Origin of the sequence: Nonomuraea sediminis, assembly GCF_018531495.1 — a bacterium.
Classification (GTDB): Bacteria; Actinomycetota; Actinomycetes; order Streptosporangiales; family Streptosporangiaceae; genus Nonomuraea; species Nonomuraea sediminis.
Genome location: NZ_JAHDTI010000005.1, coordinates 388431 through 406729 on the forward strand (window position 1 = coordinate 388431; position 18299 = coordinate 406729).

Below are 18299 nucleotides of genomic sequence, written 5' to 3' on the forward strand. Positions count from 1 at the left end.
ATCGACCTCTTATGATGCAGCCAGGATCTGGCTGACGTAGCGTGCCACCGCGCGCACGGCGCCCATCGTCACGGGATAGTCCATCCTGGTCGGCCCGAGTACGCCGAGCCGGGCCAACTGGTTGTTGCCAGAACCGTATCCGGTCGCGACGACGGATGTGCCGCGCAGGTAGGGGTTCTCTGAGCCGATGCGCACGGTGAGCTCGGATGGGATGTCGGAGGAAGTCTCGCCGAGCAGCCGCATGAGCACGACCTGCTCTTCCAGCGCCTCGAGCACGTCACGCAGCCCGGTGGCGAAGTCGGCGCCCGCCAGGTTGGCCGCGCCGGCGAAGACGATCTTCTCGTCGTGCCGCTCCACCAGGGTCTCGAGCAGCACCGACAGGATCGTGGCCACCGCGGGTCTGTCCTCGACGGGCAGCCGCTCGGGCAGGTCGGCCACCAGGTCGGGGACGTTGCTCAGACCGCAGCCGTCGAGGCAGGCGTTCAGCACCGCCCGCAGGTGGGCGATGCGGGTGTCCTCGACGACCTCGGGCAGTTCGATGACGCGCTGCTCCACGCGGCCGGTGTTGGTGATGAGCACGAGCATCACCCGGCGTTCCGACAGCGGCACCAGCTCCACGTGGCGCACGGTCGAGCGGGTCAGCGTCGGGTACTGCACGACGGCGACCTGCCGGGTCAGCTGGGCCAGCAGGCGCACGGTGCGGGTGACCACGTCGTCCAGGTCGACGGCGCCCACCAGGAACGTCTCGATCGCCCGCCGCTCGGCGCCGGAAAGGGGCTTGACCTGCGAGAGCTTGTCGACGAACAGCCGGTAGCCCTTGTCGGTCGGCACCCTGCCCGCGCTGGTGTGCGGCTGGGCGATGTAGCCCTCCTCCTCGAGCGCGGCCATGTCGTTCCTGACCGTCGCCGGGGAGACCCTGAGGTTGTGGCGCTCCGCGAGCGCCTTGGAGCCCACCGGTTCGTTGGTGGACACGTAGTCCTCGACAATGGCGCGGAGCACCGCCAGCTTCCGATCGTCGAGCACGTGCTCACCTCCTGCCTCCGTCTATCAGGAAACGCCAGATCTAGCACTCTGTGTTCCCGAGTGCCAAGTGTACGGCTCCGGCCCTCACGGTGCGATAACAGAGCGCTGCTGGCGTACTGCAAGCCATGGGGCTCACACTGGCCGACATGACCGACGATTCACAGCCTCCGCAGTACGGTCCCCCGCCGGGTCCGGGTCCGTACTATGGCCAGCAACCTCCTCCTCCGCCGCCGCCCCAGTATGGCGGCCAGCCGTACCAGATGCCCCCTCCGTACGGTTATCAGCAGTTCGCCCGACCTGTCGATCCGAAGGCAGTCAGGCCGCGTTTGTGGTGGATTGCGGTGGGGTGGCTGGTCGCGGTGGTGTGTATCGCGGTCGGGGTGGGCGTGTTCGCCACGGGCATAGTCAGCACGGTGGCGAACGTGGCGCCGACCAAGGTCTTCGCCGCCGACGAGCAGGTGACGGTGACGGTCGATCCGGCCGAGAGCCCGGCCCTCTACGTGACCCGGGGTCAGCTGGTCCACTACCAGTGCCAGATCTCCGGTGGCGCGAAGCTGGCCAACACCCCGATCAACCAGACGGTCGAGCTGAACGGCAGGTCCTGGGAGGAGATCCTGGTGATCAACGCCCCGAGCAAGGGCCAGTACCAGATCACCTGCACCACCCAGGAGAAGAACCCCGACACGCGCTTCGGCGTGGGCAGGGAGCTGACCGGCGCGGCAAGCGGTCTGGTGGGCAGCGCGGTGGCGTTCGTCGTGATCCCGCTGATCGGCATCCTGGCGGCGATCGTGGTCACGATCGTCGTGCTGGTGCGGCGTGGGAGTCACCGCAAGCGGCTTGCGGCGGGCGGGTGATTTGCTACGGTCCCCGTGTGTACGAGGGTGATGTTCTCGCGGGGAACTGGCGGCGGCCGGGCAAGGGCAAGATCCCTCTGGTGCCCGCGGAGTACGACCTGGTCGTGGAGGACGCCGAGAGCGGCTTCTGCGGCGCGGTCGTGGCCTGCGACAAGGAGGCCGTCACCCTGGAGGACCGTTTCGGCAAGCGCCGGCTCTTCCCGCTCGCCCCGGCCGCGTTCCTGCTCGAGGGCAAGGCCGTGACCTTGGTACGGCCGGCCGCCACACCCGCGGGCCCCAGGCGCAGCGCCTCAGGCTCCACCGTGGTCGAGGGGCTGCGGGCACGGGTGGCCAGGCAGAGCCGCATCTACGTCGAGGGCGTCCACGACGCGGCGCTGGTCGAGAAGATCTGGGGCCACGACCTGCGGGTAGAGGGGGTCGTGGTGGAGTACCTGGAGGGCGTGGACGACCTGCCGTCCATCGTGGCCGAGTTCGAGCCCGAGCCTGGACGCAGGCTGGGCGTGCTGGTCGACCATCTGGTGCCCGGTTCGAAGGAGAGCCGGATCGCCGCCCAGGTCACCTCCGAGCACGTGCTGATCGTCGGACATCCGTACATCGACATCTGGCAGGCGGTCAAACCGTCCGTCCTGCGCATCCCGGGCTGGCCCGACGTGCCGCGCGGGGTGCCGTGGAAGGAGGGCGTGATCGCGGCACTCGGCTGGCGCATGGAGCCGGCCGAGGCGTGGCGGCGGATTCTCGGGGCCGTCTCCACCTATACCGACCTGGAGCCCGAATTGCTGGGCCGGGTCGAGGAACTGATCGACTTCGTCACCACGGAGGCATCATGAGTCAGGATTACCCCGAACAGCAGCCGGAGTCAGGACCCCAGCAGGGGTACGGCTACGGCCAGCCGCCGACCCCGCCGCCCGGCTACCAGCAGCCCGGCTACGGTTACTCGGCTCCTCAGCAGCGCCCGCCGCACGTGCCGGGACAGTACGGCCCGCGCCCGGGCAGCGACGACACCACGATGGCCATGCTGGCCCATCTGCTCGGCCTGCTCGTGTCATGGATCGGTCCACTGATCATCTACCTGATGAAGAAGGACGAGTCCCCCTACGTCAGGGACCAGTCGGCCGAGGCGTTGAACTTCCAGATCACGATGTTCATCGGCTACATCGTGGCGTTCGTCCTGTCGTTCATCCTCATCGGGCTCCTGCTGTTCCCGGTGATCTGGGTGATCTCGCTGATCTTCCACATCCAGGCGGCGCTGGCCGCCAACCGGGGCGAGAACTACCGTTACCCGATCAGCATCCGGATGATCAGCTGACGATTCTGAAAGCGCGGTTGCCGCTGCTGGCGGTGGCAGTACGACTCGTGGCACAGGTACGAGCCGCCCCCGATCACCCGGCGTTCCCCGGCCTCCGGGCCGCCGGGTGAGTCAGGGTCAGGTCAGCAGGTCTCGAATGAGCGCGTCGGCCAGCAGGCGGCCCTTCCGGGTGAGCACGGCGGTGCCCGTCTTGAACGCCTCGACCTCCAGCAGGCCCCTGGCCAGCGCGTCGGCCACCACCGTGTTCGCCTGAAGGGCGGCGAGCGGGTAGCCGGTGGCCAGCCGTACCTCCAGCATGAGGCGCTCGGCCGCGCGGTCGTCCGCCGTCAGCACCTCGCGCGCCTGCGCCGGGGACACCCCCTCGGACAGGCGGCGGGCGTAGGCGGCGGGGTGCTTGACGTTCCACCAGCGGGTGCCGCCGACGTGACTGTGCGCGCCCGGGCCCGCCGCCCACCAGTCGCCGCCGGTCCAGTACAGCAGGTTGTGGCGGCAGCGCGCGGCGTCGGAGGTCGCCCAGTTGGACACCTCGTACCAGCGGAAACCGGCGGCCTCGAGCAGCTCGTCGGCGACCACGTAGCGGTCGGCGGCCACGTCGTCGTCGGGCATCGGCAGCTCGCCGCGCCTGATGCGGGCCGCGAGCCTGGTGCCCTCCTCGACGATCAGCGAGTACGCCGACACGTGGTCGGGCTCGGCGGCGATGGCGGCCTCGAGCGAGGCCCGCCAGTCGTCGTCGGTCTCGCCCGGTGTGGAGTAGATGAGGTCGAGGTTGACGTGCTCGAACCCCGCCTTCCTTGCCTCCCGCACGGCCTGCTGCGGCCTGCCAGGGGTGTGGGTCCTGTCCAGGACCTTCAGTACGTGCTCGCGGGCGCTCTGCATGCCGAAGCTGATCCGGGTGAAGCCCTGGCCTCTCAGCTCGTCCAGGGATCGCTGGTCGACGGACTCGGGGTTGGCCTCCGTGGTCACCTCGGCGCCCTGCCGCAGGCCGAACTCCTCGTCGATCGCCCGCAGGATCCTGCCCAGGTCGGCGGCCGGGAGCAGCGTGGGAGTGCCGCCGCCGAAGAACACGGTCTCCACGGGGACGTCCTTGTTCAGTACCTTCCGGGAGAGCCGGATCTCCTCGATGACAGTGTCGGCGTAGTCGCGCTGCGACGCGCCCGGGCCGAGCTCGGTCGCGGTGTAGGTGTTGAAGTCGCAGTATCCACACCGCGTGACGCAGAACGGCACGTGCACGTAGAAGCCGAACGGCCGCTCGCCCAGGGTCTCCAGGGCGCTCGCGGGCAGCTCGCCCGAGGCGGGCGCTGTCTCGCCGTCAGGAAGTGTGGAAGGCACATCTACCAGTGTGCCCGCCCCGTGGGCGTGGGTCGGACCAGCGCATTGCAAACGAGCCCCAACTGGCGCGACCGTCGCCGACATCGTGGGGCGTTGACGGGCGTGGATGAGGGTTCTACGATCGCGACAACTTATAGGAAAGTTTCCTATAAGTGAGCGTCCGGGAGCCGCCTCGTGAAGAAGATCCTGATCGCCGTGGTTTCGCTCTTACTCGGTCTCGCGGCCGTCTCGGCACCTGCAGAGGCGCGCGTCGGGTTCAAGCGGGTCGCCTACTTCATCCAGTGGGGGATCTACGGGCGCGACTTCCACGTCAAGGACATGGAGACCAGCGGCGCGGCCGGCAAGCTGACCCACGTCAACTACGCGTTCGGGTTCGTCAACGCCGAGGGCTCGTGCTACTCGGCCGACCCGTGGGCCGACTGGCAGCGGCCGGTCTCGGCCGAGGAGAGCGTCGACGGCGTCGCCGACGAGCCGGGGCAGGCGCTCAACGGCAACCTCAACCAGCTGCGCAAGCTGAAGGCCAAGCATCCGGGGCTGAAGGTGCTGATCTCGCTCGGCGGGTGGACGGGCTCGAAGTACTTCTCGGACGCGGTGCTGACGCCCGAATCGCGCGCCAGGCTCGCGCAGTCGTGCGTCGACCTGTGGCTGCGCGGGAACCTGCCCGGGCTGGAGGCGGGCGCGGGCGCCGGGGTGTTCGACGGGATCGACCTCGACTGGGAGTGGCCGGGCTCGGCGGGCAACGACGGGAACGTCATCAGGCCCGAGGACAAGCAGAACTTCACGGCCTTCCTGGTCGAGCTCAGGCGGCAGCTGCGGGAGTTCTCGCCTGACACGCAGCTGACCGCGTTCCTGCCCGCGGCGGCGGCGAAGATCGACGCCGGGTTCGAGGTGGCCAGCATCTTCCGCCAGCTCGACTTCGCCACCGTCCAGGGGTACGACCTGCACGGCACCTGGGAGCCGCGGACCGGGCACAACGGCAACCTCTTCACCGACCGCCGCGACCCCAACCCGATCAGGTACAGCGTGGACCAGACCGTGCGCGACTACCTGTCGCGCGGCGCCCCCGCCCGCAAGATCGTGGTCGGCGTCCCCGCCTACGGCCAGGGGTGGACCGGCGTCAAGGGCGGCGACGGCCTCTACCAGCCCGCCACCGGACCCGCGCCCGGCAAGTGGGGCCCGGGCACCGAGGACTACAAGGAGCTGGTGAACAAGCCCGGCAAGCGGTACAGGGACCTGCGGACCGGCACGCAGTGGCTCTACGACGGCAACGAGTTCTGGTCCTACGACGACCCGGCGGTGCTGGTCGAGAAGGCGGCCTACATCCGCTTCAAGGGGCTGGGCGGGTCGATGATGTGGTCGATCGACCAGGACGACTCGCGCGCCTCCCTCACCGGCGCCCTGTACTCGGTGCTCAGTTGACTTCCTCCCCCGCCTGAAGGCGGGGGATTCCAACCCATCTCACGCTGAGAGGAGGACAGGTCGAGGTTCGCGGTGCACCGGCCCGGCAACCCGTGGCCCTTCCCGCGCAGACACGGCATGCCCTGCCGCGTGTTCGATGTTTCTGGCCGCGTTCACGTCGGCGTTGCAGGCGTATCCGCAGGACCGGCAGGCGAAGTCGGCTTGGCTCTCGCGCGACTTAGCATCCACGATCCCGCACGCCGAGCAACGCTGACTCGTGTACGCGGGGCTGACCTTGACGACCCGGCCTGGAGCCTTATGCTCCAGCCGCTGAACCAGCCGGCCCCATCCGGCGGCCAGGATGCCGCGGTTGAGTCCGGCCTTGGCACCGACGTTGCTGCCCGGCCGCTCGGTGGCGCCTTTCGCGGACCGGGTCATGGTGCCGATCTTCAAGTCTTCGACCGCGATCACGTCGAAACGCCGCGCCAGGTCGGTGGAGACCTTCTCCGCCCAGTCCTTGCGCCGATCGACCTCACGCGCCTTCAGCTTCGCGATCGCGGCCTTGACCATGGCGCGCCGACAGGAACCGCGTCTGGCCCGGGCCAGCTTGCGCAACAGCCGCAGCAGCCGCGCCTTCTCCGCCTGGCGCAGCCCGGCAGCCGACAGCATCTCGCCCGTGGACAGCGCCGCCGACACGACCACGCCCCGATCCACGCCCACCATCTGGCCTGCGCCCGGTGCAGGGATCGACTCCGGGATGGCGGCGAACGCGACATGCCAGCGCCCTGCACGGTCGCGGGTGACCCGGAAGGACTTCACTGCGTCCGGTACGGCACGCGACCAGCGAAACCGCACCCACCCCACCTTCGGGATCTTCACCTCGCCCACGTGGCGGGACAGACGGCGCACGTCACCCGCCTTGACCGCGACGATCCGGAACCCCTCGCCGGGCAGACGCCGTCGAGCGAGTGCCGGTCGGGCTGGACGGGGCGGTCCCAGGTGTTGCTGTTCCAGCGCCCGCCGAACAGCCACGCGCCCGGCGGCAGCCGTACGGCGTGCTCCGCGATCCGCGCCAGCGCCTCCTCGAGCGACCGGGCGCCGCGCAGGTCCACCTCGCTCAGCCCGCGCGCGAAGCTCGCGGTGTGGATGTGCGCGTCATACAGGCCCGGCAGTACGGCGACGCCGTCGAGGTCGACCAGTTCCGCCTGACCGCCCACCGCGGCGCGGACCTCCGCCTCGCCGCCCACCGCCACCAGGGTCCCGCCGTCGACGGCGAGGGCACTGGCCAGGGGTTTGGTGTCGTCTCCCGTGTGGATCACGGCGTTGCGGAATACCCGGATCGTCATGGGCCATCACTGTAAGTGTCCGCCATGAGCGTGCGAAAGGTCACAAAGGCGAACCTCCAGTGCCGAAGCCCGAGCATCCGCGCACCCTGCGCGAGGTGATCCAGCGCGGCTCCTTCCCCGCCGCGGCCGACCGGCTCGGCTATACCGCTCCGCCGTGTCGCAGCAGATGGCGGCGCTGGAACGGGAGGTCGGCGTGCGGCTGTTCACCGCTCGGCGCACAGCGTGCTGCCCACCGGGGCGGCCGGGATGATGGCCAGGCACGCCACGACCGTACTCGACGACATCGACCGGCTCGCGGCCGCCACGCTCGACTCCCTCCCCCTCTGACAGAGATGATGTAGGTGAGCACCTCCCGCCGGGTCTGACTCCACCCGTGGGTGGAGATCTCCGGCTCAACCCCCGGGCCGATCCGCCGCCCCCGGGCCGATCCCTACCGTCGAGGGCATGGACACGCCTCTGCTCACCGTGATCGTCCCGCTGGCCGCGCTCATCATCGTCTACCGGCAGATGATGACCCGGCCCACCGAACGGCCGGGCATCCTCTACCTCGCCATCGCCCTGGCTGTCCTCGGCCTGGCCAGCGGGGGCATCGTCGACTCCGGCCACCTCGGGGTCAGCATCGCGCTGGTCGCCGTGGAGGTCGTGTGCGCCGTCGTGTTCGGCGTGGTCAGGGCCGCGACCGTGCGCGTGTGGCACGACGCGGCCGGCGTCACCTGGTCCAAGGCCACCGGCTGGACGCTGCTCGCGTGGGTGGTCTCGATCGCCTCCCGCGTCGGGCTGTACTTCGCGGGCGCCGCCCTCGGGCTGGCCGTGTCGACCGGGGGCCTGCTGCTGTTCATCGGCCTCACCATCGGCGTCCAGTCGCTGCTCGTCACCCGTCGCGGGCGCATGCTGGCCGGCGCGCCGCGGGCCGCCACCCTCGTCTGACCTGGCTCGTCCAGGTTCCCGCGGCGATGAGAAGCTGACTCCATGACCTTCGGCAAGGGCAGGATCGCCACCAGCGCGCTGCGCGTGGTGGCGATCGTGCTGTTCGTGGTCTCGCAGGCCAGGTCCGAGCCCGGGTTCGGGGTATCGGGCGTGGGGCTCACGGTCGCGCTGCTCACCGGCGGCCTCATCCTCGCCCTCTCCCTGGCGATCTTCCCTCCCGACTGGGACCACCCCCGCCTCGCCGACCTCCTCCCCTGGCCAACCCTCCCCCCACCCCCTGAACCACAACACGCCACCCCTCCACCCGCCTCAGACACACGGCGCCCCACCCCCGAAGTAGGGCATGCCACCCCGCCACCCGCCTCTGACGCACGGCGCGCCGCCCCCGAGGTAGGGCATGCCACCCCTGCACCCACCTCAGACCCACGGCCTGGCGCCCCTGCACCCACCCCCGAAGCGGGGCGCACCACTCCTCCGCCCGCGTCTGACGCATGGCGTGTCGCTCCCGAAGTAAGGCGTGCCACGCCTCCACTCGCCCCCGAAGTACGGCACACCACTCCTGCACCTACCTCCGAAGCGCGGCATACCTCCCTTCCGCCCGCCTCCGGAGTAGGGCGTGCTGCCTCTTCGACCGTGGGTGGCCACGGTGCGGCTTCTGCTCGGGGTGTGGGTGGTCGGGCGGGCTCGCCGTACCCGCTGGACCTGGAGCCGTGGTGGACGGTGGCGGTGCGGGCGGTCGGGGAGCTGCCGGCGAAGGCGGTGCTGCTGGCCGTGGCGGTGGTGCTCGCGCTGGCGCTCGACTCGGTGGCGCAGGGCGGACCTGCCCTGGCCGCGATGTTCGTGACTGTCGGTACGGCTGCCGCCCGCCTGCCCCTGACCGCGTCCGTGCCCGTCGGGGTCGTGGCCGTCGTGGGGCTGCTCGTCAGCGGCGCGTGGGCCGGGCAGGTGAACCGCGACCTCAGCATGATCCTGGCCGTGGGCATCGTCTTCCTGGTGGCGTACTCGGCCAGGGAGCGCAGGGCCCTACGGGTGGCCGAGGGGCGCGAGGCGGTGCTGGCCGAGCGCGCCCGCATCGCCAGGGAGATCCACGACGTGCTGGCACATTCGCTGTCGGCCCAGATCGTGCACCTGGAGGGCGCCAAGCTGCTGCTCCGCGCCGACCGTGCCGACGAGGCCCTCGACCGGGTGATCCGGGCACGCGACCTGGCCAAGTCAGGACTGGAGGAAGCTCGCAGAGCGGTGTCGGCCCTGCGCGAGGACCTGCCCGGCCTCCCGGTGGCGCTCAAGAGCCTCGCCACCGACTTCGAGGACGCCACCGGCCTGCCCTGCCACCTCAAGATCACCGGCCACGAACGCCGCATCACCCCGCAGACCGAGCTCGCGATGACCCGCACCGCCCAAGAGGCCCTGACCAACATCCGCCGCCACGCCCCCGGCGCCCCCGCCACCGTCCACCTCACCTTCACCCCCACCACCTGCACCCTCGACATCACCAACCCCCTCCCCCAACCGTCGCCCCCCACCGAGCCGAACCCCAAACCCCGAACGACAACCCACTTGGACCAGGAACCGCCCAGCACCGCCGCGGAGCACGAAACCCCAACGACCGTTCGCCTGCAGCAGGAGCCGCCCAACACCGCCGCGGAGCACGAAACCCCAACGACCGTTCGCCTGGAGCCGGGGCCGCCGAGCCCCACCGCCCCCGCCGCCATGGGGCGTGGGGGAGGATATGGGCTTGTGGGTATGCGTGAGCGGGCCGAGTTGCTCGGTGGGAGGCTGACGGCCGGCGAGTCGGACGGCGTCTTCCGTGTCCACCTCCAGGTGCCGGCATGACGGTGCGGGTGCTGGTCGTGGACGACCAGGCGGTGGTGCGCGAGGGGCTGGTGCTCGTCCTGGAACTGCTGCCGGGCATCGACGTGGTCGGCTCGGCGGGCGACGGCGAGGCGGCGCTCGCCCTGGTGGCCACCGAGCAGCCGGACGTTGTGCTCATGGACCTGCGGATGCCACGCATGGACGGCGTCGAGGCGACCCGACGCATCCGCACGGACCATCCCGCCACCCAGGTCGTGGTGCTCACGACGTACGCGGACGACGACTCGGTCTTCGCCGCCCTGCGTGCGGGAGCCCGCGGCTTCCTCACCAAAAGCGCCGACTCCGACGAGATCGCCAAGGCCATCACCACGGTCATGCGCGGCGACGCCCAACTCGACCCCGCCGTCCAACGCCGCCTCCTCGAAACAATGACCCACCCAGCCACGACAACCACCCCCCACCCCACCAGCACAACCCCAGCCGCATACACCCAACACACGGACCCAGGCGCCACAGAGACCGATCACGGCCCTCGACGAGAAGCGCGCGCGGGCGACCCACAAGAGCTACGAGGCGGCGCATCCGCCCACCCGGACTCCCGGCGTATCGACAGACCCGGGCACCCGGACTCCCGGCACGTCGACAGACCCGCGTACCCGGACTCCCGGCGTGCCGACAGACCGGCGCACCCGGGTACGGCGGGGGTCGGGTTGCCTGACGGGTTGACGCCGCGGGAGGCCGAGGTGTTGAGCCTGATCGCCGAGGGGCTGTCCAACAGCGAGATCGCCGGTCGCCTGTTCATCAGCGAGGCCACCGTAAAAACGCACATCAACAACCTGTTCACCAAGGCGCACCTGCGCGACCGCGCCCAGGCCGTGCGGTACGCCTACCGCCACGGCTTCGCCTAGTCGGCTTGGGCGAGCGCTAACAGCTTCTCCAGCGCGGCCTGCCGGGTCTCCTCCACCGACTCGCCCCGCTCGCCGAAGCAGTCGGCCGCCACGTCGAGTACGGCGAGCAGCACGGCCGCGTCCGGATACGGCACGTCCACCACGACCGTGCCGTCGGCGGCCACCTCGGTGGGACCGAGGTGGAGCCGCAGCAGCCGCCGGGTCTCCTCGGCCATCGCCACGCCCAGAACCGCAGCGTGCTCGAAACGATCGGCAGCACTCACGTTTACCTCCAGCCGCACAAGTGTTCGGGTTAGAGGAATCTAGACGGCGCCACCGACAGAATAGGCTCGGACCGTGACCGCAGAGATCATCAGAATCCGAGGGCTCTCGGTGACCCTGGGCGGCAACCCGGTGCTGCGCGAGATGGACCTCCAGGTCTCCCAGGGCGAGATCGTCGCCGTCGTCGGCCCGAACGGTTCGGGCAAGTCCACCCTCCTGCGCTGCCTGGCCGGACTCCTGCCCCCGACCAGCGGCGAGGTCACCGTCTTCGACGCCCCGCCGAAGGACGAGGCCGCCTTCTGGCGCGAGGTGGCGCTGGCGGCCGACGAGCCCGCCTGGTACCCGGGCCTGACCGCCGCCGAGCACCTGGAGCTCATGCGCACCGTCCACGGCGAGACCAGGATGTCGGCTGACGACGCGCTCGACCTCTTCGACCTGACGGACAGGAAGGACTCCGCCCCGCTCAACCTGTCCACCGGCCAGCGCCAGCGCCTGTCGCTGGCCACGGCACTGCTCAGACCGAGCACCGTGCTGCTGCTCGACGAGCCGGAGCGTGGCCTCGACTCCGCCTTCCGCAAGCGGCTCGCCGTACTGCTGCAGGAGTACGCCGAGGCAGGCGGCACCGTGGTGATGGCCACCCACGACCCAAGCCTGGCCGCACACGGCCGCCTCGTAACGGCAGACACCTGGCAGGCGGCGGCATGACCGCATTACCGGGAAGTGACAACGGACGCGTGGCGAGCGGCGCCATAACCACACGACCTGGTCGCAACGGCGGACGCCGCACAGACCGCCGCATCACCGCACAACCGGACCGCGACGGCACAGGCCTCGCAGGCTGCATGACCGCGCTGCCGGGTCGTGACCGCGGACGCGTGGCAGGCGGCGGCATGACCGCACGACCAAGTCGCGACTGCGGACGCGTGGCGGGCGGCGGCAGGGCCGCACGACCGAGTCGCGACGGCGGACGCCTCGTGGGCTGCCGCAGGACAGCACGGTTAGGGCGTTACGGCAGAGGCCTCGCAGGTTGCGGCGCACGGCTGGGTTGTGATGGTGGGCGTGTGGCGGGTGACGCATGAGCGCTGAGGTCAGGGCGTTCCTCGCGGCGCGGCGCCGTGCACGTGCGAGTGTGCTCGACCGCTATGTCGCCGGGTTCGCCCTGGTCGTGGGCGCGATGGTGCTGGGGCCGCCGATCACCTCACTGCTCTCGGGTCTGGTACGGCAGGCCGACCCGGCCCAGGCGGGTCCGGGCGTGGCGCTCGTCCTGCTGGCCGTGGCGGGGTTCGCGGCCGCGGCTCGCGCGGCAGGGCCCGTGGCGGTGCCCGGCGCGGACGCCTCCTGGCTGCTGCTGACCCCGCTGGACAGGCGGGCCGTCCTGGGCCGTACGGCACGCGTCCTGCTCGCCGTGTCGGTGGTGGCCGGGCTGGCGCTCGGCCTCGCCCTCCTAGCCGCGCTCGGCGCCCCGGGCCCGGTGCTCGCGTACGTGATCCAGGCCCTGGTCCTCGGTGTCGCGATGACCGTGGGTGCGATGGCGCTGGCCGTACTTTCTCAGTCCTCTCAAACCTGGCACACCTGGCTCACGATCACGCTGGTCGTACTCGTAGCAGCCGCCACCCTGGCCGCCACCGGCCTCTGGCACGCCCTCCCGGACCTCTTCGAAAGTCCGGCACGATCCGCAACCCTCCTCCACGACTCGTCCACAGACCTCCTCCACGGCTCTCCGCAATCCGCGGATCTCTTGCAGAGCTCGCCACTCTCTACTTCTGCAGGTCAGGCACGGGCGCTGCCCGTGGGCACGGCTGATGGTCAAGGGCTGCCCAGTGGGTTCGCCTGGGTGGTGGTCGTGGTGGGGGCGGTCGCGGTGCTGGTACGGCGGGCATGGGTGGCCCTGGGCCGGATCCCTGCCGCCGCGCTACTGCGGGCCTCGACCCGGGCGGGGCATGCGGCGTCGGCCGCGTTCGCGCTGGATCCGGGGGCGTTGACCTGGATCGTCGAGGACAACCACTGGCGGGCACGGACCTTCCGCTCGCGCCCATGGCCCGCGCTTCCCGCGCCGCTCGCCCTGGCCTGGCACGACTGGCGCCGCGTGGCCCGGCGTCCCGGGCGGCTGGCCGTACTGTTCGCGACCGCGACACTGCCGTGGCTGCTCGCCAGGGCCGGCGCGGCGGAGGCGCTTCTCGGGGTGAGCGTCATCGCGGGCGCACTGCTGGTGGCATCCACCGCCACGGCAGGCGCGCGCAGGGATGCCGACAACCCGGCCATGGCCCGCCTGCTCGGCGTCGACAGGCGCCGCACACTGGCCGCCCGCGCGATCCTCCCCGCCCTCCTGGCCGCGACCTGGTCCACCATCGCCCTCACCACCACACCCACCGCGCCCGCCGCTCTCACCACCCCGCACCAGCTCGAGAGAGCAAGTACGGCCCCGCACTGGCGAGACACGGCAAGTACGGCCCCGCACCGGCAGGACACGACAAGCACGGCCCCGCACCGGCAGGACACGGCAGGCGTGGACCAACGCTGGCCGTACGCGGCAAGCATCGCTTCGCGTTCGCCGGAGGCTGCGGTGGGAGGGGTGTGGGGCGTGGGGTGGTTGTTCGGGGTTGCTGTTGCGCCGGCGGTTGCCGCGGGGGCGCTCAGGATGGCGCGGCGTAAGCCCGTCGACCACTCGATGCCCGTGATCGACACCCCGGGCGGCGCGATCCCGACCGGGCCGCTGATGTGGGCCGCGACCGGGCCCGACGTCGCGGTGCTCGGCTCGCTGCCCGCCCTGGCCGCCCTGGCGACGGGTACGCAGGGACCCGGGCTGCTGGCCGCGCAAGCCGTACTGGGGCTGGCGACGCTTGCCGTCTATGTGATGAGAGCGCGATAATCGGTAAGCAATCGCTACCGATCGATAGGCAATGGCATGGACGTGGCACGGATCCAGTCGGCGCTCCGCCTGCTGGCCAAGGGCCTGGAAGAGCTGGCGGCCGGGCTCGGCGACGCCGAGCCCGGCGAGGACGAGCGGACGGCCGCCCTGATCGAGGAGTGGGGCGAGCGCGGCTTGACCCAGGGCGAGGCGTCGACGATGTTCAGGAAGCACGGCTTCGCCCCGCAGACGGCCGGCGGCTGGGCGCGCGGCGACTGGATCGCCATCGGCGAGGACGGGCTGCGCTACCTGACCCCCAAGTCGCACGAGTGGCTGAGGGAGCGGCGATGACGTTCTCGGTGCGGATCGGCGTGCGCGGCTACGAGCTGGACACGCAGGGGCATCTCAACAACGCGGTCTACCAGCAGTACGGTGACCACGCCCGCTGGGAGTGCCTGCGGGCGGCCGGGATCTCCGTCGACGACCTCCTGGCCACCGGCGTCGGACCGGTGACGCTGGAGAACACGATCCGGTTCCGCCAGGAGCTGCGCGGCGGGGACGAGGTCGACGTCACCTGCGAATTCATCTGGGGCGAGGGCAAGACCATGCGCGTCACCCAGAGATTCACCCGGCAGGACGGCGTCGTCGCGGCCGAGCTGACCAGTGTGGGCGGCCTCCTCGACCTCACCAGACGCCGCCTGGTCGACCACCCGGCCGACCACTGGCGATCACTGGCCGAGCACCCCGAAGTGCTCGGCCTGTGATCACTTCTTCTTGTCGGTGCCGGACTCCGTGGACAGCGCGGCGACGAAGGCCTCTTGAGGCACTTCTACGCGGCCGCAAACCAACACTGCATCCGCTTCTTGCTGCAACGCCTACTTCTTCTTGTCGGTGCTGGACTCCGTGGACAGCGCGGCGACGAAGGCCTCTTGAGGCACTTCTACGCGGCCGACCATCTTCATCCGCTTCTTGCCTTCCTTCTGCTTCTCCAGCAGCTTGCGCTTACGACTGATGTCACCGCCGTAGCACTTGGCGAGCACGTCCTTGCGGATCGCGCGGATGTTCTCACGGGCGATCACCCGGGCGCCGATGGCCGCCTGGATCGGCACCTCGAACTGCTGCCGCGGGATGAGCTCGCGCAGCTTCTTGGCCATGTCGACGCCGTAGGTGTACGCCTTGTCCTTGTGCACGATCGCGCTGAAGGCGTCGACCGCCTCGCCCTGCAGCAGGATGTCGACCTTGACCAGGTCGGCCTCCTGCTCGCCGGCGGGCTCGTAGTCGAGTGAGGCGTAGCCGCGGGTGCGCGACTTGAGCTGGTCGAAGAAGTCGAAGATGATCTCGCCGAGCGGCAGCGTGTAGCGGATCTCGACCCGGTCCTCCGACAGGTAGTCCATGCCGAGCAGCTGCCCGCGCCGCCCCTGGCAGATCTCCATGATCGCGCCGATGAACTCGGCTGGCGCCAGGATGGTGGACTTGGTGACCGGCTCGAAGACCTGAGCGATCTTGCCGCCGGCCGGGAACTCGGACGGGTTGGTGACGGTGTGCTCGTTGCCGTCCTCCATCACCACGCGGTAGACCACGTTGGGCGCGGTCGAGATCAGCGACAGGCCGAACTCGCGCTCGAGCCGCTCGCGCACGATCTCCATGTGCAGCAGCCCGAGGAACCCGACGCGGAAGCCGAACCCGAGCGCGGCGGAGGTCTCCGGCTCGTAGACCAGCGCGGCGTCGTTGAGCTGCAGCTTGTCCAGTGCCTCGCGCAGCTCCGGGTACTCGTCGCCGTCGATCGGGTACAGGCCGGAGAACACCATGGGCTTGGGGTGCTCGTATCCGGCGAGCATCTCGGAGGCCCCGGCCACGGCCGAGGTGACGGTGTCACCGACGCGCGACTGGCGGACGTCCTTCACGCCGGTGATGAGGTAGCCCACCTCGCCGACGCCCAGGCCCCGCTCCGACACCGTCGGCTCGGGCGAGATGACGCCGATCTCCAGCGTCTCGTGCGTGGCGTCGGTCGACATCATCCGGATGCGCTCGCGCTTGCCCAGGTGCCCGTCGACCACCCTGACGTAGGTGACCACGCCGCGGTAGGTGTCGTAGACGGAGTCGAAGATCAGCGCACGGGCCGGAGAGTCGGCCACCCCGACGGGGGCGGGCACCTCGGCCACCACGTGCTCGAGCAGCTCGCGGACGCCCTCGCCGGTCTTGCCCGAGACCTTCAGCACGTCGGAGGGGTCGCAGCCGATCAGCCCCGCCAGCTCCTCGGCGAACTTCTCCGGCTGCGCGGCCGGCAGGTCGATCTTGTTGAGCACCGGGATGATGTGCAGGTCGGCGTTCATCGCCAGGTAGAGGTTGGCCAGCGTCTGCGCCTCGATGCCCTGCGCCGCGTCGACCAGCAGGACCGCGCCCTCGCACGCCTGCAGCGACCTGGAGACCTCGTAGGTGAAGTCGACGTGGCCGGGCGTGTCGATCATGTTGAGCACGTGACCGTTCCACGGCAGCCGCACGGCCTGCGACTTGATGGTGATGCCGCGCTCGCGCTCGATGTCCATCCTGTCGAGGTACTGGGCGCGCATGGACCGCTCGTCGACCACGCCGGTGATCTGCAGCATCCGGTCGGCGAGGGTCGACTTGCCATGGTCGATGTGCGCGATGATGCAGAAGTTGCGGATCAACGCGGGGTCGGTGTGGCCAGGCTGAGTGCGCACCTAAGTCCGTTTCAACAGGGTTGATGGTCGAGCGTCTTTCATGGTGACATGCCCGGGTGATTGCCCGGACCGTCATCCGCCGCGGCCTGCGCGGGCTCCTGCTCGTCTCGGCCGTCGCGGTCGCGCTGCTCGGCCTGCTCGCCGCCGCGCTCCGCCTCCAGTTTACCGGTGCCCCAGCGGCCTGGGCGAAGAGCACGGGCAACGATGCCCTGTGGCTCGGCCACGCCTGGGTGGACGGCCGCAAGACCGAGCGCGACGTGCGTGAGCTCGCCTTACGGCTGCGCGGCACGGGCATCAAGGACCTCTACGTCCACTCCGGCCCCTTCGACTGGGACGGCCGACTAAATCCCAGCAAATACCCCAGCGCCCGAAATTTCGTCCAATGGGCTCACAAGGCGCTGCCCGGCGTCCGCGTCCAGGCCTGGCTCGGCCAGTCCGTCAAGCACGGCCTCGACCTCGACGACCCAAAATCCAGGCAGAACATCCTGGCCGGCGTCGCCGACATCATGAAGCAGGGCTACGACGGCATCCACTACGACTTCGAGCCCATCGGCGACGGCGACACGAGCTTCCTCGACCTGCTGGACAAGACCCGCCGGCACACGCGCCTGCTGTCGGTCTCCACCCCGCAGATCGAGCCGTATCCCCTGATGCGCCCGATCGCCCGCCTGGCCATCGGCCACGACAAGTACTGGTCGAGCGACTACTTCAAGACGGTCGTCGACCGAGTCGACCAGGTCGCCATCATGACCTACGACTCGTTCGCCCCTCTCCAGTCGCTCTACGGCGGCTATGTCGTACGGCAGGCCGCCCTGGCCCTCGACCTCGTCCCTGCCACCAAGGCGCTCTACATAGGCGCCCCCGCCTATCATGACCACGGAGTCGCGTGGGGCGACTACGCCGAGAGCGTCGCCATCGCGGCGGAGGGCGCCAAGCTCGCCCTGTCCGACCACGGCCCGCGAGAGCGCTACGGCCTGGCCCTCTACGTGGACTTCGCCGCCACAGAGCAGGATTGGCAAGAATACGAGAAAGGCTGGCTCGGTTGATTTGAGCCGCATCCAGGGTCGTTGGTAAGCTGGGCAACTGCGTGTGGCGCGCCCTCTCTCGTGAGCCCGCGCGCCCCATCCATCTCCAGACTCTCACCGAGGCTTCTTCGTGGCGAACATCAAGTCCCAGATCAAGCGCAACAAGCAGAACGAGAAGGCTCGTCTGCGCAACAAGGCGGTCAAGTCGTCGCTGAAGACGGCCGTCCGCAAGTTCCGCGAGGCCGCGGAGCAGGGCGATGTCGAGCAGACCGTGGCCCTGCAGCGGGCCGCCGCCCGTCAGCTGGACAAGGCCGTCAGCAAGGGCGTCATCCACAAGAACCAGGCTGCCAACCGCAAGTCGGCCATCGCCAAGCAGGCCGCCGCGCTGGCCAAGTAGGCCTGACACCCGAACGCCGCACTCCCGCAGGGGTGCGGCGTTTCGCTGTGCCCGGGGACGCCTCTCCCATACTTCGTCTGAGAGAGTAACGCCACCCTTTTCTTGTCACAGTTTCAATATCACGCAGGCATCGCCGCAGCGTATCGGCTGTGTCACCGCCCCT

General features: G+C 70.0%; 19 protein-coding genes. 13 read left to right on the forward strand and 6 right to left on the reverse strand.

What is annotated here, in order from left to right:
- Window positions 1-9 precede the first annotated feature (9 nt).
- Window positions 10-1023 (reverse strand): heat-inducible transcriptional repressor HrcA, encoded by a 1014-nt coding sequence (hrcA, locus tag KIK09_RS26425; RefSeq protein WP_214322031.1) that lies wholly within the window; start codon window positions 1021-1023, stop codon window positions 10-12.
- A 341-nt stretch (window positions 1024-1364) separates the two neighbouring features.
- Between hrcA and KIK09_RS26430 the strand changes: the two genes are divergently transcribed.
- From KIK09_RS26430 to KIK09_RS26440, 3 genes are read left to right on the forward strand one after another with little or no spacing between them, the layout of a single operon-like run.
- Complete coding sequence (locus KIK09_RS26430) at window positions 1365-1877, forward strand: hypothetical protein (RefSeq protein WP_308164296.1); 513 nt, start codon at window positions 1365-1367, stop codon at window positions 1875-1877.
- A gap of 17 nt (window positions 1878-1894) precedes the next feature.
- A complete protein-coding gene (locus KIK09_RS26435) occupies window positions 1895-2704 on the forward strand; it encodes a DUF3097 domain-containing protein (protein WP_214322033.1) in 810 nt (269 codons plus the stop codon).
- Window positions 2701-3183 carry a magnetosome magnetite crystal formation protein family gene (locus KIK09_RS26440; RefSeq protein WP_214322034.1) on the forward strand — a complete coding sequence of 161 codons (483 nt, stop codon included), beginning with the start codon at window positions 2701-2703 and terminating at the stop codon, window positions 3181-3183. The genes KIK09_RS26435 and KIK09_RS26440 overlap by 4 nt, the downstream gene beginning before the upstream one ends.
- 117 nt (window positions 3184-3300) lie before the next feature.
- Here the strand turns inward: KIK09_RS26440 and hemW are convergent, their stop codons facing one another.
- The gene (gene hemW / locus KIK09_RS26445; protein WP_214322035.1) at window positions 3301-4512 is read right to left on the reverse strand and encodes a radical SAM family heme chaperone HemW; all 1212 of its coding nucleotides are present in this window, start codon (window positions 4510-4512) and stop codon (window positions 3301-3303) included.
- Window positions 4513-4686: 174 nt separating this feature from the next.
- Between hemW and KIK09_RS26450 the strand changes: the two genes are divergently transcribed.
- A complete protein-coding gene (locus KIK09_RS26450) occupies window positions 4687-5931 on the forward strand; it encodes a glycoside hydrolase family 18 protein (protein WP_214322036.1) in 1245 nt (414 codons plus the stop codon).
- Between the two features lie 39 nt (window positions 5932-5970).
- On the opposite strand, the gene KIK09_RS26455 is transcribed toward KIK09_RS26450, so the two are convergent.
- Window positions 5971-6789, reverse strand: a complete 819-nt coding sequence (locus KIK09_RS26455) for an RNA-guided endonuclease InsQ/TnpB family protein (RefSeq protein WP_214322037.1) — start codon at window positions 6787-6789, stop codon at window positions 5971-5973.
- On the reverse strand, window positions 6786-7256 hold the full coding sequence (locus KIK09_RS26460) for an amidohydrolase family protein (protein WP_214322038.1): 471 nt from the start codon (window positions 7254-7256) through the stop codon (window positions 6786-6788). Before KIK09_RS26460 ends, KIK09_RS26455 begins: the two co-directional genes overlap by 4 nt.
- Window positions 7257-7700: 444 nt before the next feature.
- Here KIK09_RS26460 and KIK09_RS26470 point away from each other — a divergent pair, with 444 nt between their 5' ends.
- From KIK09_RS26470 to KIK09_RS58005, 3 genes are all read left to right on the forward strand, one after another.
- Window positions 7701-8183, forward strand: a complete 483-nt coding sequence (locus KIK09_RS26470; protein WP_214322039.1) for a hypothetical protein — start codon at window positions 7701-7703, stop codon at window positions 8181-8183.
- A 666-nt stretch (window positions 8184-8849) separates the two neighbouring features.
- A complete protein-coding gene (locus KIK09_RS26475) occupies window positions 8850-10016 on the forward strand; it encodes a histidine kinase (RefSeq protein ID WP_214322040.1) in 1167 nt (388 codons plus the stop codon).
- A complete protein-coding gene (locus KIK09_RS58005; RefSeq protein ID WP_250573774.1) occupies window positions 10013-10903 on the forward strand; it encodes a response regulator transcription factor in 891 nt (296 codons plus the stop codon). Before KIK09_RS26475 ends, KIK09_RS58005 begins: the two co-directional genes overlap by 4 nt.
- Here the strand turns inward: KIK09_RS58005 and KIK09_RS26490 are convergent.
- The gene (locus KIK09_RS26490) at window positions 10900-11166 is read right to left on the reverse strand and encodes a hypothetical protein (protein ID WP_214322041.1); all 267 of its coding nucleotides are present in this window, start codon (window positions 11164-11166) and stop codon (window positions 10900-10902) included. The genes KIK09_RS58005 and KIK09_RS26490 overlap by 4 nt on opposite strands.
- Window positions 11167-11239: 73 nt before the next feature.
- Between KIK09_RS26490 and ccmA the strand changes: the two genes are divergently transcribed.
- The 4 genes from ccmA to KIK09_RS26510 all read left to right on the forward strand — a co-directional run bounded on the left by ccmA (window position 11240) and on the right by KIK09_RS26510 (window position 14776).
- Window positions 11240-11869 carry a heme ABC exporter ATP-binding protein CcmA gene (gene ccmA / locus KIK09_RS26495; RefSeq protein WP_214322042.1) on the forward strand — a complete coding sequence of 210 codons (630 nt, stop codon included), beginning with the start codon at window positions 11240-11242 and terminating at the stop codon, window positions 11867-11869.
- Between the two features lie 370 nt (window positions 11870-12239).
- A complete protein-coding gene (locus KIK09_RS26500; RefSeq protein WP_214322043.1) occupies window positions 12240-14033 on the forward strand; it encodes a DUF6297 family protein in 1794 nt (597 codons plus the stop codon).
- Window positions 14034-14069: 36 nt separating this feature from the next.
- Window positions 14070-14363: a hypothetical protein gene (locus KIK09_RS26505; protein ID WP_214322044.1), complete on the forward strand. Its 294-nt coding sequence runs from the start codon at window positions 14070-14072 to the stop codon at window positions 14361-14363.
- The gene (locus KIK09_RS26510; protein ID WP_214322045.1) at window positions 14360-14776 is read left to right on the forward strand and encodes an acyl-CoA thioesterase; all 417 of its coding nucleotides are present in this window, start codon (window positions 14360-14362) and stop codon (window positions 14774-14776) included. The genes KIK09_RS26505 and KIK09_RS26510 overlap by 4 nt, the downstream gene beginning before the upstream one ends.
- Before the next feature lie 111 nt (window positions 14777-14887).
- On the opposite strand, the gene lepA is transcribed toward KIK09_RS26510, so the two are convergent.
- Window positions 14888-16714: a translation elongation factor 4 gene (gene lepA, locus KIK09_RS26515; protein ID WP_214322046.1), complete on the reverse strand. Its 1827-nt coding sequence runs from the start codon at window positions 16712-16714 to the stop codon at window positions 14888-14890.
- Window positions 16715-16770: 56 nt separating this feature from the next.
- Here lepA and KIK09_RS26520 point away from each other — a divergent pair, with 56 nt between their 5' ends.
- Both KIK09_RS26520 and rpsT read left to right on the forward strand, forming a co-directional pair.
- On the forward strand, window positions 16771-17760 hold the full coding sequence (locus KIK09_RS26520; RefSeq protein ID WP_214322047.1) for a glycoside hydrolase family 18 protein: 990 nt from the start codon (window positions 16771-16773) through the stop codon (window positions 17758-17760).
- Between the two features lie 109 nt (window positions 17761-17869).
- Window positions 17870-18136, forward strand: coding sequence for a 30S ribosomal protein S20 (gene rpsT / locus KIK09_RS26525; RefSeq protein WP_214322048.1), 267 nt, complete (start codon window positions 17870-17872; stop codon window positions 18134-18136).
- Window positions 18137-18299: the final 163 nt, after the last annotated feature.

Coding starts and splice junctions, on each gene's coding strand:
- KIK09_RS26510 (WP_214322045.1), top strand. CDS start 14,360: ATGACGTTCTCGGTGCGGATCGGCGTGCGCGGCTACGAGCTGGACACG.
- KIK09_RS58005 (WP_250573774.1), top strand. CDS start 10,013: ATGACGGTGCGGGTGCTGGTCGTGGACGACCAGGCGGTGGTGCGCGAG.
- KIK09_RS26500 (WP_214322043.1), top strand. CDS start 12,240: ATGAGCGCTGAGGTCAGGGCGTTCCTCGCGGCGCGGCGCCGTGCACGT.
- KIK09_RS26460 (WP_214322038.1), bottom strand. CDS start 7,256: ATGACGATCCGGGTATTCCGCAACGCCGTGATCCACACGGGAGACGAC.
- KIK09_RS26470 (WP_214322039.1), top strand. CDS start 7,701: ATGGACACGCCTCTGCTCACCGTGATCGTCCCGCTGGCCGCGCTCATC.
- KIK09_RS26440 (WP_214322034.1), top strand. CDS start 2,701: ATGAGTCAGGATTACCCCGAACAGCAGCCGGAGTCAGGACCCCAGCAG.
- KIK09_RS26505 (WP_214322044.1), top strand. CDS start 14,070: ATGGACGTGGCACGGATCCAGTCGGCGCTCCGCCTGCTGGCCAAGGGC.